The sequence below is a fragment of the Calothrix sp. CBUCES-K 9914 genome (assembly GCF_059640475.1).
In genome coordinates, this window is record NZ_JBXXZH010000228.1 from 1 (window position 1) to 15,165 (window position 15,165).

Below are 15,165 nucleotides of genomic sequence, written 5' to 3' on the forward strand. Positions count from 1 at the left end.
TGCTTCTAATTTAGGTCTTGGTATTGAACGTTGAATATCTAAAGCTTTGTTATACTCTTCCAGTGCATTCTGATAATCACTTTGCAAACTATAAATACTTGCTTTTTGTTGTAAAATTAAAGCTTGACCCTCTTTGTTCTCAACTGGCAATTTCAATCCCTCATTTAAATATTCTAATGCCTTTTGATATTCTCCAGAAAACTTATACATATTAGAAGTATTTATAAAAGCTAATAAAGTTAAACTTGTATCACCAGATTTATAATATAAATCGCCTGCTTGCTGGTAATACTTAATTGCTGTTTGATAATCTCCTGAAATAGCATACACATCAGCAATATTTGAAACTATAAATCCTTGTTGATAGAATGTACCTTCAATTCGTTCCAGCACCTTTTGTGCTTTATCTAAATTTTTAATAGCCTGTTCATATTCACCTAATTTCCTATTTAGAGAGGCGATATGACTTAATATTTGAGATTGTGCGGTAAAATTATTTGATTTTTCAAAGATAGCTAATGCCTGATTATATTTATCAAAAGCTTTACTTGTTTCTCCTCGTAGAGAATGAATAAAGCCAATATCTTCTAGAACACTAGCCTCACCATCTAAAGACTTTAGTCTATCACGGTAAATTTTTAGTGCTTTATTAAGATAATCAAATGCTTTTATCGGCTCACCTTTTCGATTATAAACAATTGCTATGGACTGATAACATCTAGCCAATAATCCTAATTCATCTACTTCTATTTTCTTCTGTTGTAAAAAGATTAATTCGGATTTTTCTAAATAAGTGATTGCATCATCTAATCTACCCAAGCTTGAGTAAATTAAACCAATATAGCCAAGTATTGATGCTTTATATAAAGGCTTGAGTCCTTGTGTTTTGCCCAGCGCTTGCTGTAAATAATTTAATGCCGTTTCTTGTTCTGAAATACCACTATAAGCTCCTCCAATATATACTAGTATCTTAACTTCCTCTTGACGTAATCCTAATTCCTGATAAATTTTTAATGCTTGCTGATATTTATCCAATGCCTGTTGATATCCTTCCCTAGTCCTTTTTTTCTCTAACTTTTGCCCTTCTTGAACTAACTTGGCTCCCTCCTGATATCGCTGTTGCTTATCTGGAGTTAGGGGAATAGAGGGATTTGGTACTGTCTGCTGTGCTATTTTCAACCCATAACCCTTGATGTTGGCGCCTGTTGACTGCGATAATAAAACCACGCAGAAAAATATCGCTACAGCACGATAAGTCCACATTGGAAGCTTTTTTCCTAACTGTTTAGGCTTATTTCGGTTTTTCATAAGTGATTATACTGAGTTTTGGCACTGACACTTTAATATACCTCTGAAGGGATTCCGAGCTATGCAACAGCAAACACTGAAACAATATTTTACCTATGATGATTATCGCCATTCGCCCAAAAACGTAAATGCTGCCCAATAATTGGGATGGCGCCATTTTCCAGAAAGCCACATCTTCAATTGTGTTGCTCTTAACGCCTCATTCGCTGGTTTACCTTCCTGCAACATTTGTTTATAAAATTCCTGCATAAACTCTGCTGTACCTTTATCATCAACTTGCCACAGCGACACCACCAAACGTTCGGCACCTGCATACATCAATCCCCTTGTCAATCCAACCAATCCTTCGCCTTGAATTTCTTTGCCTAACCCAGTTTCACAAGCACTCAGCACAATTAAATCAGCTGGATAATCAAGGTTAAATAAGTCTCCTAAGCGCAAATACCCCCTAATGTCTTTACCTTGTTTATCTACTAAAGAAAGGACAATACCCGATAACTCTGGGTTAGCATCGTTAACAAAACCGTGGGTAGCAAAGTGTAAAATCCGAAATTGATTTAAAGTGCTGCTGGTTGCCCAATTATAGTTAGCATTAAAATCGAAAGCTTCCAGACGGCTTGATTTTGGTACAAGTTGTAAAAGAGTCTCAGCTTCTGTACGTGTACCTAAAAGTCGCGTCCAACCTTGGCGGTTAAGAATATCAGCAGAACGTTTGAGGGCTGAACGCTCTAGTTCGATACCAAAGAAATTTTGTTGATTTTGCCGCTTATTAAGTTGTTTATTTTGGGCACTGTTAAATCGCTCGTCGGTAGCGCTGTATACTGGGTCAGCGAGGATGGCTAAGGTTTTTTTACCTTCTGCTGAACGAGTAGCAAGTTCTTGGCGTTGAATGGCAATGGTTGATGCGGAAGGTAGGTTAACTATTTCATGGTTGACAAATAACGGTTGGTAATCAAATTTGTTCTGTGGTGAATTATTGTCTTGACAAATACGAATTCCACCAGTGTTTGTACAAAAACTATCTTTTTGATTTGGTTGGGAATTTTCGCTATTAGTTGAGGATTTTGAATCCTTGGGGGGTTGATAATTCAAATCAGCTAAAGCAGCAAAGGGAATGTATTGCAAAGCACCATCAGCAACTATAGCTAACCGTTTTTTCCCCAATTTACCTTTTACTGGTGCGAAGATAAGTTGACTCAGTTCGGTTGCAGCTTTGTCATTGTCAATCCTGCGAGTTTTGATGTTTGTACAGGGGGTGTCTTTGTTTGTTAACGAAGGTGGTTTGGAACTGTTTTGGCTAATTAAACAAAATAGATTGATGGCACTTTTCTCGATTTCTGACTTTTTGGGCAGTTCATAGGTGTCGAGGGAGGTTGGAGATACCACCCATAAGAAACTGCGATCTTTATCCAAGGAATACTGTAACAGCAGGGTGTCTTTATCTAGTTGTTGCTGAATTTGCGCTAAAGTCAGGGGTTGGGGATATTTGAGGTTAGCGTATTTAGGATTACTTTGGCGGATTTTAGTTTCCAGTTGCTTTTGTTGGTTGAGGAGTTCATCGATTTCTGTTTGTAATTTGTCAGCATTGGCTTTGAAAGCGGGTTCTTTAATTTTATTGCTATTAACAATTTCAAACCGTACTTTCTCTTTGCCATCAATTAAGCTCTGTAAGCGACTTTCCTCGGCTAAAAGTTCCGCATTGGCGCCTTTGCGGATATTTGCGCGCGCTTCGGTCAATAGTTCTACAAGTCCTCTAGCGCGAGAAGCTTCGCTGGTTTCAATTGCTTGAGCATTGTATCCTTTTGATGAGTCTTTTTTATGTAGTTCCATCAACAGGTCGATTTTGAATTTGTAGTAACTTTGAACTGTGGCGAAGTAGGATGTACGTAAATCTGGGTTTTTGACGTTACCGCGTATGTTTTCGACGATTTTAATTGCTTCGTCGATGTTGGTAAGTGCAGTTTCCAAGTTTTTTAGTTTGCGCTGGTTGATAGCTATAAAATAAAGAGCATCTGCTTCTCCCTGAATATCTTTTAATTCTAGTCTTAATTTTCTTTCTTGTCTGAGAATATCTATTGCTAGCTGATATTGATTTTCTAAACTATGAATAATACTGATATTATTTAAAGTTTGAGCTTCCGTTTTCAAAAGACCCATCGCTTTAGACTTTAATAAAGCCTGTCTGTGATAATTTAACGCCTGTTTATAGTCACCTTTGGTTTTATGAATAATTCCAATTAAGTTCATAGCACCAACTTCTGAGTATTTATATTCAAACTTCTGTGATAGACTTAATAAAGTTTTAGCGTTTTTAAAAGCATTAGGAAAATCCTTCTGTAGCTCGTAAATTCTTACTAGACCCATAAGTCCGAGTATGTGAAATCTATCATTATTTTGTTCCTGTGATAATGATAATGTCTGATTATAATAATTAATAGCTTCGGGGTAATCTTCCTTTGCCATATACAAGTTACCAATCAAAGGCAAAAGCGTAAGCTCAAATGGTTTATCTGGAATTTGTCTATATATTTGTAATGCCTGCTTAGAAGTTTTAACGCTTAAGTCATAATATCCTAATAACTCGTAAATAGATGCCATCTTACGAAGAGTATTAGCTTCTAAATGCTTGTTTCTTATCGAACGTGCAATCTCTAATGTTTGATTGTAAATTTCTAAAGCTTTCTGGTAATCTCCCTGTGAAGCTTTAATATCAGCTTGTTCATTCATAGTTGCGACATATCTTTCTGTATCCCCACTATTTTTATCAAGTTCGAGTGCCTCATTGATAAATTTTAATGCGTTATCATTATCACCAAGGTAATTTTTATATATGCTGATAATACGTACAATACCCCTAGACTCTAAGGCTTTATTTCCTCCTTTTTTAAACAGAATTATTGCCAGTTTGTGAGATTCAAGCGCTCTTTGGTAATCCCCTTGTGATGTATAAATGTCACCAATATTTTGAACAGTGATGCCTTCATCAACTAATAGACCTTGTGCTTGTTGAATTTTTCTGGCTTTATTTAAATAATATAGAGCTTCATTCTTTTTACCTAATTGATTATGGAGAGAGCCAATATCTCTTAATGTAATTGCTTGTGCTGGCAATAAATCTTGTCTTGTCTGCTGGATTTTTAGAGCTTGCTCATAGTATTTTAAAGCAGTTTTAGGCTCTCCCATTTGAGAATAACTGAAGCCAATTTGATTCAAAACAATGGCTTGTTGTGGCAAATCTTTTAATGTATCGCGGTAAATTTGCAACGCTTGATTTAGCGGTTCAAGAGTTTGCGGCATCTCACCTAATCCAGTGTATACAATAGCTGTGGATATTAACGCTTGAGCCACAGCATCAAATCTTTTTTCTGCTCTAAAAATTGACTCCGCTTGCTTCAAAAGGGTTACTGCTTCTCGTGGTTTACCAGTTCTGGTGTAAACCAGAGCAATATGAGTCAATGCAGCAGCTTCCAGTATAGGAAGTTTTAGCTCACGGGAAATATTGAGATACTGGTTAAAATACTTTAGTGCCTCTAGATTTTCTGAGAGAAGGTTGTAAACTAGACCAATCTTTTGGTTTATCGTAGCTTCCTCTACACGCAGACCTAATTCCTGAACAATTTTCAACGCTTGCTGATATTTTTCAATTGCCTGTTGATTTCCTTCCTGGGTTCCTTTTTTCTGTAGCTCCTGTCCTTCTTGAATTAACTTTACTCCCTCTTGATATCGCTGTTGCTTATCTAGACTTAAGGGAATAGAGGGAGCAGGTACTGTCTGCTGTGCGATTTGCAACCCATAACCCTTGATGTTGGCGCCTGTTGACTCCGATAATAAAACCAGAGAGCAAAATATCGCTACAGCACGAGAAGTCCATATAGGAAGCTTTTTTCCTAACTGTTGAGGTTTATTTCGCTTTTTCATAAGTGATTATACTTAGTTTTAACACTGATACTTTAATATACCTCTGAAGAGATTCCAGGCTATGCAACAGCAAACACTGAAACAATATTTTACCTCTGATGATTATCGCCATTCGCCCAAAAATGTAAACGCAGCCCAATAATTGGGATGGCGCCATTTTTCAGAATGCCACATTTTCAGTTGTGTTGCTCTTAAAGCCTCATTCGCTGACTTGCCTTCATTCAACATTTGCTTATAAAATTCCTGCATAAACGCCGCCGTACCTTTATCATCAACCTGCCACAAGGACACTACTAAACGTTCAGCGCCTGCATACATCAATCCCCTTGTCAATCCCACCAATCCCTCACCTTGAATTTCCTTACCTAACCCGGTTTCACAGGCACTCAGCACTATTAAATCAGCAGGATAATCGAGGTTAAATAAGTCTCCTAGGCGCAAATACCCCCGAATATCTTTACCTTGTTTATCCACCAAAGAAAGAACAATACCTGATAACTCTGGGTTAGCATCGTTGACAAAACCGTGGGTAGCGAAGTGTAAAATCCGAAATTGATTTAAAGCGTTGCTAGTAGCCCAATTGTAGTTAGCGTCAAAATCAAAAACTTGTAACCTGTTTGCTTTTGGTACAAGTTGTAAAAGAGTCTCAGCTTCTGTACGTGTACCTAAAAGTCGCGTTCAACCTTGGCGGTTAAGAATATCCCCAGAACGTTTAAGGGCAGAGCGTTCTAGTTCTATAGCAAGAGAATCTTGTTGATTTTGTTGTTTGTTTACTTGTTTATTTTGGATACTGTTCAATCGCTCATCAGTAGCACTGTATACTGGGTCAGCGAGAATGGCTAAGGTTTTTTTACCTGCTGATGAACGGGTGGCAAGTTCTTGGCGTTGAATAGCAATGGTTGATGCGGAAGGTAAATTGACTATTTCATGATTGACAAATAGCGGTTGGTAATCAAATTTATTTTGTGGTGAATTATTGTCTTGGCAAATACGAATTCCACCAGTGTTTGTACAAGAACTATCTTTTTGGTTTTGTTTGCCTGTCTTCTCTTTCCCCTGCTGGGAAGGCGTTTGGAAGGTTAAGTCAGCTAATGCGGCAAAGGGAATGTATTGTAAAGCACCATCAGCAACTATAGCTAACCGTTTTTTCCCCAATTTACCTTTCGCAGGTGCGAGGATAAGTTGACTCAGTTCGGTTACTGCTTTGTTGTCAATTCGCCGAGTTTTGATGTTTGTACAGGGGGTGTCTTTGTTTGTCAGCGAAGGTGGTTTGGAACTGTTCTGGCTAATTAAACAAAATAGATTGATGGCACTTCTCTCGATTTCTGACTTTTTGGGTAGTTCGTAGGTGTCGAGAGACGTTGGAGATACCACCCATAGAAAACTGCGATCGCTTCCCAATGAATATTGCAATAGTAGCGTGTCTTTATCGAGTTGTTGCTGAATTTGGGCTAATTTTAACGGCTGCGGATATTTGAGGTTAGCATATTTGGGATTACTTTGGCGGATTTTCGTTTCTAGTTGCTTTTGTTGGTTGAGGAGTTCATCGATTTCTGTTTGTAATTTGTCAGCGTTGGCTTTAAAAGTTGGGTCTTGAATTTTATTGCTGTTAACGATTTCAAATCGTACTTTTTCTTTACCATCAATTAAGCCTTGTAAGCGACTTTCCTCGGCTAAAAGCTCAGGATTGGCGCCTTTGCGGATATTAGCGCGTGCTTCTGTTAACAGTTCTACAAGTCCTCTAGCGCGAGAAGCTTCGCTGGTTTCAATTGCTTGAGCATTGTATCCTTTTGATGGGTCTTTTTTATGTAGTTCCATCAACAGGTCGATTTTGAATTTGTAGTAGCTTTGAACTGTGGCGAAGTAGGATGTACGCAATTCTTGACTTTTGACGTTGCCACGTATGCTTTCGACAATTTTAATTGCTTCTTCGATGTTGGTAAGTGCGGTTTCCAGGTTTCCTAGCTTGCGTTGATTTTTTCCAATATAATAAAGTGCTTTTGCTTCTCCTTGAATATCTTTTAATTCGCGCCTAATTTTTAGTTCTTCATTAAGAACATTTATTGCTTGTTGGTGCTGTTGTTGAAACTCATGAGCAATGCTAATTGTGTTTAAGGTTTCAGCTTCTTTATTTAATAACCCACTTTTACGAAAACTTACTAAGGCTTTTGCATAATTATCTAGTGCATTTTTATAATCAGTTTTTACAAGGTATATGCTACCAATAATTGCAATAGAAGCTATTTCTTGAAAAGAATTATTATACTTTTTTGATAATTCCAATGCACGATTAGCAGCCTCCAAGGCTCTGGTATAATCTTTTTTATCACGATAGGTTCTTGCTAAACCATAACTTATACTTATTTCAGATATATAATCATCTTTATTTAATAACTTCATAGCTTGATTATAAGATATGAGTGCGTCATTTAATTTCCCGTTTCTTTGGTAAACACTACCGATGTAGTGAAGAATCCTGACTTGTTGCTGCTTGTTGTCTAGCTTTTTATAAATATCTAGTACTTGATTGTAAGTCCTAATACTTAAGTTCATATCGCCTAAAAAGTCGTAGAGTAAGGCAATATTACCAAGGGTGCGAGCAGCCGCTCTGGGGCTTTTGGTTATGAAAAGCTCAATTTGCAAGGCTTCGTTATAAAGGTTTAATGCGAGTTGATAATTACCTTGTAGGATATAAATATCAGCTTGCTGGTTAAGAGTTGATGCTTCTTGTTCCTTATCCCCAGCTTTGCGATCCAAACTAAGTATTTCCTCCGTATACTTTAGTGCTTGCTCGTTATTGCCTAGAAAATTTCGATAGATACTGACAATCGATCCAAGACTTAAAGACTCTAAGGTTGTCCACCCAGCCTCATGGAAGAGTAATTTTGCTTTTTGATAATATTCAATTGCTTTTTCGTAATCTCCTCGTAAACTATAAACACTGGCAATTTCATTAATAGTTAAACCTTGGTCAACTAACGTACCTTTTTTAGATTGTATTTCCAGTGCTTGATTTAAATATTGCAGAGCTAAATCATGTTTACCCAATTTTGCGTGAAGAGAGCCAATATCTTTGAATACTTCAGCTTGTCCTAACAAGTTTTTTCTTTTGCGGTGAATATCTAAGGCTTGATTGTAGTATTCAAAGGCTATTTCTGACTTACCTATTTGAGAATATAGTAAAGCAATAGAATTAAGAGTTTGAGCTTCTTTGTCTGGGTCTTTAAATGTAGTACGATAAATCTCTAATGCCTGATTAAGGTAATTAAGGGCATTCTTTGTCTCGCCCAATCTGCTGTAAGCCCTAGAAGCCCAAGACAAAGTTATAGCTAAAAAACGAAATTGATTCTGTGCCCTAAAGCTTGATTCTGCTCGCTTCAAGTACTCCAGTGCTTCTCGTGATTTTCCCATGTTGTTGTACACATTACCAATCATACTGAGTACATTAGCTTCGTCGAAATTTTGATTTAACTCTTGCCAGATTTTTAATGCTTGGTTGTATAAATCCAGTGCTTGTTGATATTCTGAGAGAAAAACATTAACTAAACCAATTTCCATTAATATTTCGGCTTGATCTGCTCGTAATCCCAATTATTGAACAATTTTAAATGCTTGCTGAAATTTTTCAATTGCCTGGTTATATCCTTCTCTAGTCCCTTTCTTCCCTAACTCCTGTGCTTCTTGATATAACTTAGCTGCCTCTTGATATCGCTTTTGCTTATCTGGAGTTAGGGGAATAGAAGGAGCAGGTACTGTCTGCTGTGCTATTTGCAACCCATAACCCTTGATGTTGGCGCCTGTTGACTCCGATAATAAAACCAGAGAGAAAAATATCGCTACAGCACGATAAGTCCACATAGAAAGCCTTTGTCCTAGCTGGTGAGGTCTACTTTGATTATTCATACGTGATTATACTGACTAACTAACATTACCTTAGTTGGAAATAAAAAACATTGATATTTTTTAATAATTATTTAATCCTCTCCAATTACCAGAAGGAATAAAACTAGCCCAATAATAAGGATGCTGGTATTTCGGATTATTTAAAAACTCTAATTGCGTTTCTCGTAGGGCTTCATGTCTACCCTTACCTACTTTGACTTTCTCGTAATATTTAACCATCAAATCTTTAGTTCCACCATCATCAACTAACCACAAACTTAATAGCTGTGTCTGTGAACCTGCAATTACCAAAGCACGACGCAAACCGTAAACACCATCACCTGTTTTCACGTCACCCAGTCCAGTTTCACAGGCAGATAATACTACTAGCTCTGTTCCGCGTAAATTCAATCCAGCAACTTCTAAGGCTGTGAGAACTCCATCGTCGGTATTATTGCTTTGTTTGTTTTGACGGCTATTGAAACCCGCTAATGCTAAACCTGAACGTAATAAGGGATTTTCTAAGTTTAAATATTTGGGTTCTTCTAGTTGATTATTGAAGTTATTTATGCTCGGCACAATAGGTTTCACTTCTTTATCGGGGAGAAAGAAACCGTGGGTTGCTAAGTGTAAAAGATTCGGTGCTTTTAATTTTTTAATAGCGGCTTCTGTAGCTTTTTCACCTGTGATGATATTGGTATTGGGGAAAATTTGTTTTATTTTTTGACCTTCTGCTAACGTTGCGGAGAGGGGGTCATATTTAAGATTAGTAAAGTCCGTAGAACGTTGATTTTGCTCACCACGGGTTTTAGATGTAGAATTTGCTGGAATAACTGTTTCTTGCTGTTCATAGTTAATATTTGCAAAGACTACGGGATTTGAGAGTTGTTTTACTGTAGTTTCTAGGCGCAGTAAATCCCTGCCAGTAGTAAGATAGGAGAAAGCATAACGTTGAACAAGATATTTATTTTGTTCATCTTTCAGGGCTTCAAAGGGTATGAGGTTTAACTGTCCATCCGGTGATAATAACAGGTGACGAGCATCGCCCAATAGAGGACGAATAGGCGCCATAAGTTGCTTGTCTAAAGCGCGCGCAAGCTCTTGAAAACTTTTCCCATCAGCCGGTTCAGCATTAATTCCACCCCGTTCCTTAGAATTAGATTTGCTTGCAGCAGGAGCAAATGCTAATACCCGACGGAAACTAGCAACCGATTTATCAATAGTTGCAGCATCACCCAAATCAACCCACTTTGGTTCCCCAGTCGCGCGTAACACCACCGCAGCATAACGGGGTTGACCCCATTGTTCGCTGTCTTTTTTAGCCTTGGGGTTAAATGGATCGTACTGGACAATCTCCACCATTGCTGCATCTTGGGGAATTTGGGCTTGGATATCTGCTAATTCCACAGGTTGAATTTCTTTTCTAAACTCAGCGCTTCTAGCACTTACTTGTTCTTCTAACCGTTCCTTTTCTGCTTCTAATTGTTTGATTTGCTGTTGATAAATCTCAAATTTTTCTTCTCCCGCTCCTCGATATACTAGGTTTGCTAATCGTTGCTGTACATCCAACCATTCATCAAATAACTTTTTGGTTTCTGGTTTGTCTGCTAATTGGGTACGTAATATTTGCACCGTGTCTGTCATCGCATCTAGCACTCGTCCTTTGCGACGAAGTACAGCAGTTAAGGCTAATTTGGAAACGGTAGGGTTTTTGCTTGATTGTTGTAGAGCTAAGGAAACAGAAGCGTTAGTGGTTCCAGTAAAGGTTTGAGCGTAGTTTTGTTTCCTTTGTTCTGAACCCACAACATAAATAAGTTGTAAATTTTTTTCTTCAACTGCAAGTCCACGGGTAAGAAAATCAGTAGTGCGCGTTACATCATCTTTTGCCCAGTAAAGTGATGCCAAATTACTCAGACTTAGTGCCATATAAGGATGTTCCCGACCAAGTACTTTCTCCAAAATCGCGAGCGCTCTCAGGTACAAAGGTTCGGCTTTACCATAATTCCGCTGTGAAGAGTAAAGTCCTGCCAAATTATTCAGGCTAGTTGCCATATTTGGATGTTCCCGACCGAGTACTTTCTCCCTAATAGCGAGCGCTCGCAGGTACAAAGGTTCGGCTTTGGTATAATTCCCCTGTGACTCATAAAGTCCTGCCAAATTATTCAGGCTAGTTGCCACATCCGGATGTTCCTGACCGAGTACTTTCTCCCTAATCGTAAGCACACGTTCTGCCAGGGGAATCGCTTCAATGTATTTTCCTTGCTGATATAATTGCACAATTTGTTGATTCAGTCGTTCTGCTTCTTGCAACTTTGCCGACTGTTGTGTTGATAGTGCTGGTTGGGCTTGTCCGGCAATTGGCTTGGGTACACTCATCAATAGTCCCAACGTCATTGCGACAGTAATTGACCAAGATAGCAGTTTCGGGGAATGGGATTTTGCCAGGGATAACTTGGGGAACATAAGCTTGTGCTGACTTAATCGGCTGGTAATAATACGGAAAACTTGGTAAGTGCTAGTATCGCAGGATTCATCACTATATTTTTGCAATTTGCCTGAAATTTAAGGTTTTTTGCGGGTTATAGATAAATCTTGCGGTTAAAAATCTAGATTTTCTGGTTTCAATCACATATACTTCTCAGGTTTGAGGAGGTATGCAGTTTTTTAGAGGGTCATTACCGTATTACTTGCCAGCTATGTATTGCATAAAAATACTGAGTTGTATTAGAAATTGGCATGACATCAAATCTGGCTGATTGCACATCCCATCCCCCAATTCTGGGTTGATTGAAACTCAAATAAACCGTAAATTGATGAATAATATCTGAATCGTGGTAGATATTTTTGCATACCCCCACCAAACCCAGAAATATAAGTAACCAGAAAATCCAAAATCCAAAATCCTATGAAACGCCGTCACTTTCTCCAATTCGCTGGTTCTACCTTTGCCACACTGGGTTTAAGTCAGTTAGATATTACGCAGCAGGGGGATAAATACGCTCAAGTCCTGGGGCAAAACAACGGACGCAAACTGGCGCTATTGATCGGTATTAACAAATACAGTAACGGGATGAATCCACTTCAAGGTTGCGTCAATGATGTCTTGTTACAAAAAGAATTACTAACACATCGCTTTGGTTTTAACCCCAACGATATTAAAATCCTCACCGACCAACAAGCCACCCGTCAAGGTATCCTCACAGCATTTGAAGAGCATCTCATCAACCAAGCTAAACCAGGGGATGTGGTGGTATTTCACTTCTCTGGACATGGTTCACAGGTGATCGATCCCGATAAAGATAATCCCGATGGCTTCAATAGTACTCTAGTCCCAATTGATTCTAGATACAATTCCTCTGGTGGTATAGTGCAAGACATTATGGGACACACACTGTTTGTGCTTATGTACGCATTAAAAACAGATAATGTCACCGTTGTGTTGGATAGCTGCCATTCTGGAGGAGCAAAACGAGGAAATTTTGTGGTTCGTTCCCGTAATAGTGATAAAAAACTGCAAGCCAGTTCCCAAGAATTTGCCTATCAGCAGCAATGGTTAAAACGATTAAATTTATCTCCTCAAGAATTTATTAAGTTACGGCGCCAAGGTGTAGCTAAAGGTGTTGTCATTGCTGCTGCTAAACGCGACCAATTTGCAGCCGATGCACCTTTTAATGATTTTCATGCAGGTGCATTTACTTATCTATTTACTCAATATCTCTGGCAACAAACAGCAAATCAATCGGTTAACAAAATATTAGTTGATGTCAATCGCAGCACGAGAATTTTGTCATTCAAGAGTGGTCTTATCCAAGACCCAGAATTAGAATTAAATAGTAAAAAACCCAACCCGGCAACTTATTTTATCCCCTTTAACACATCTTATGCCGAAGCAGTAGTTACGCAAATAAAAGGCAACCAAGTAGAATTATGGCTAGGTGGAATTGATGCACGTTCATTGGAAGCATTTAACAAAGATGCTGCTTTTAGTGTGGTTGATGCAAATGGGAAACAAACAGGACTCGTCAAGCTAGAATCTCGTCGAGGATTAATTGGACAAGGTACATTTATCAATACTGCCAGGGGAAATGCAGAATTAAAACCAGGGACACTTTTACAAGAAATGATTCGTGGTGTCCCTAATGATTTGACATTAAAGATTGGATTAGATGACGCTTTTGACAGCAATACAACAAATGAAGCGCAACAAGCTTTACAAGCAATCAACCGCGTTACTCCCTTACCCTTGGGACAGCAAGAAGTACAATATATTTTTGCTCGTATGACCGAAACTAGATATAAACAATTACAGAAATCCAAAATTGCAAATTTACCTCCTGTAGGTAGTTTGGGTTTATTTTTACCTTCACTTGACCAAATAGTTCCTAGTTCTTTCGGTGTAGCAAATGAAACTATTATAACAGCAGTACAACGTTTAAAACCCAAATTTAAATCTCTTCTAGCTGCGCGAATTGTCAGACAGATGTTACCAAATAATACATCACAAGTAAAAGTTACAGCTTCAATGAATATTGCTGGGAGTAAAAACATTATTAGTAAAACCCTGCCGACTCGTGGTATCTCTAAACAAACAGGTGCAAACACAACAACTCCTGCAAAACCAATAAATATCAAAGATGGAGAAATCCCCAAATTACCAGCAGGTACGCAAGTCGTCTTTGAAGTGGAAAATAAAGAATCTACTCCTGTTTATGTCACTGTTTTAGTAATCGATGCTTCCGGTGAAATGGGAATAATATTCCCAAATGACTGGGCTACATCGGATGATGCAGCATTGTTAGCAACTGGAGATAAGCGGATAATTCCCGGAGATGATGATGGCTTTAAATTAACCATTGGGGAACCCTTGGGAATTACAGAAGCATTAATTATTGCGAGTACATCCCCACTACGCACGTCCCTGAAAGCACTCAAAGACATTGCCAGAAGAGGAAATAAAACACGCGGACCAATTGCACCAAATAATGATGAATTCTTAGATATAACAGATAAATTACTCGAAGATTTAGATACCGAAACTCGGAGAGGAATCACCGTAAAAAATGCAGAACTCGCTGCGGGAGTACGAGGTGTAGATGCGAATAAACTTGCAGCAATGGCAATAACCTTTGAAGTGGTTACTGGCTAAACTGGCACAGTATCTTTCAATTAAAATTTTTCTTACTTGCTATAGTTACTAACTATACAATACTGCTCGGTTAAGAAGAAAATCCCCCCAACCCCCCTTAATAAGGGGGGCTAAAAGCCGCTATTTTCCCCCCTTATTAAGGGGGGTCAGGGGGGATCCATTTCGAGAAAATTCCTTAACCGAGTAGTATTGACTAACTATAATGTTGGGTTTCCCTTCGGGACACTACGTGAACGCAAAGCCTCCACCCAACCTACACGACTATCCGTTATATCCGTTGCCAATTTACTCCTCACTTGCAAATTCATTAATTACTTCATTTAAATCACGTATACGACGTGAGAGAACACGAATAATATTTAAAGCAATTTCGGGTGTTTCTTCGATGGCATCATATAATTGTTCTTGAGTTAGTTCTAAACAGTCTGATGCTTCTAAAGTTGTGGCACTAGCTGAACGAGGTTGAGCATCAAAAACTGACATTTCTCCAAAGGACTCTCCTTGAGGAAATATTTTTAGCTCTCTGTTTTCTGTATGAACTTTAACTCGACCAGATACAACTATAAATAGTGAACGTCCTTCTTCTCCCTGTCTAAATATTGTATGGTTGGCGCCAAATGATAGTTCATCCATCGCTGACGCAAGACGAACAATAAAATCATCGCGCAATTCTTGAAATATTGGCACTCGACGAACGAATAATAAACGGTCAACACTAGTTAACATATATAATATTGATGTTAAAGATATTTTTGGATTAACTCTTTGACTTGTGCTGCAATTAAGGGGTGAGGGTCTTTTTGTAACTCAGGTAATAGTTCAATTAAGACACGACGTGAAGCCATATTTAAATAACAAATAGCTGCTTCGCGTACAAAGCTGGTCGGATGACGCAAGTTTTCAATAATTTG

7 protein-coding genes and 1 pseudogene are annotated in these 15,165 nt (G+C 38.3%); 1 reads left to right on the forward strand and 7 read right to left on the reverse strand.

What is annotated here, in order from left to right; translation table 11 throughout:
- From AC2JBO_RS34525 to AC2JBO_RS34550, 6 genes and pseudogenes are all read right to left on the reverse strand, one after another.
- Nucleotides 1-1,179 (reverse strand): tetratricopeptide repeat protein (locus tag AC2JBO_RS34525; protein ID WP_496958158.1); only part of this gene is annotated, 1,179 nt, incomplete at its 3' end.
- 231 nt (nucleotides 1,180-1,410) lie between these two features.
- The gene (locus AC2JBO_RS34530; RefSeq protein WP_496958159.1) at nucleotides 1,411-5,226 is read right to left on the reverse strand and encodes a CHAT domain-containing protein; all 3,816 of its coding nucleotides are present in this window, start codon (nucleotides 5,224-5,226) and stop codon (nucleotides 1,411-1,413) included.
- Nucleotides 5,227-5,328: 102 nt separating this feature from the next.
- Nucleotides 5,329-5,886, reverse strand: a pseudogene (locus tag AC2JBO_RS34535) (CHAT domain-containing protein); the annotation flags it as partial.
- Nucleotides 5,887-5,904: 18 nt separating this feature from the next.
- Complete coding sequence (locus AC2JBO_RS34540) at nucleotides 5,905-8,784, reverse strand: tetratricopeptide repeat protein (protein ID WP_496958160.1); 2,880 nt, start codon at nucleotides 8,782-8,784, stop codon at nucleotides 5,905-5,907.
- Nucleotides 8,785-8,817: 33 nt separating this feature from the next.
- The gene (locus AC2JBO_RS34545; RefSeq protein ID WP_496958161.1) at nucleotides 8,818-9,129 is read right to left on the reverse strand and encodes a hypothetical protein; all 312 of its coding nucleotides are present in this window, start codon (nucleotides 9,127-9,129) and stop codon (nucleotides 8,818-8,820) included.
- 60 nt (nucleotides 9,130-9,189) lie between these two features.
- The gene (locus tag AC2JBO_RS34550) at nucleotides 9,190-11,658 is read right to left on the reverse strand and encodes a CHAT domain-containing protein (protein ID WP_496958162.1); all 2,469 of its coding nucleotides are present in this window, start codon (nucleotides 11,656-11,658) and stop codon (nucleotides 9,190-9,192) included.
- A gap of 355 nt (nucleotides 11,659-12,013) precedes the next feature.
- On the opposite strand from AC2JBO_RS34550, the gene AC2JBO_RS34555 reads away from it, so the two are divergent.
- Complete coding sequence (locus tag AC2JBO_RS34555; protein WP_496958163.1) at nucleotides 12,014-14,254, forward strand: caspase family protein; 2,241 nt, start codon at nucleotides 12,014-12,016, stop codon at nucleotides 14,252-14,254.
- A gap of 285 nt (nucleotides 14,255-14,539) precedes the next feature.
- Here the strand turns inward: AC2JBO_RS34555 and AC2JBO_RS34560 are convergent, their stop codons facing one another.
- A complete protein-coding gene (locus AC2JBO_RS34560; RefSeq protein ID WP_496958164.1) occupies nucleotides 14,540-14,980 on the reverse strand; it encodes a Crp/Fnr family transcriptional regulator in 441 nt (146 codons plus the stop codon).
- Between the last annotated feature and the right edge of the window lie 185 nt (nucleotides 14,981-15,165).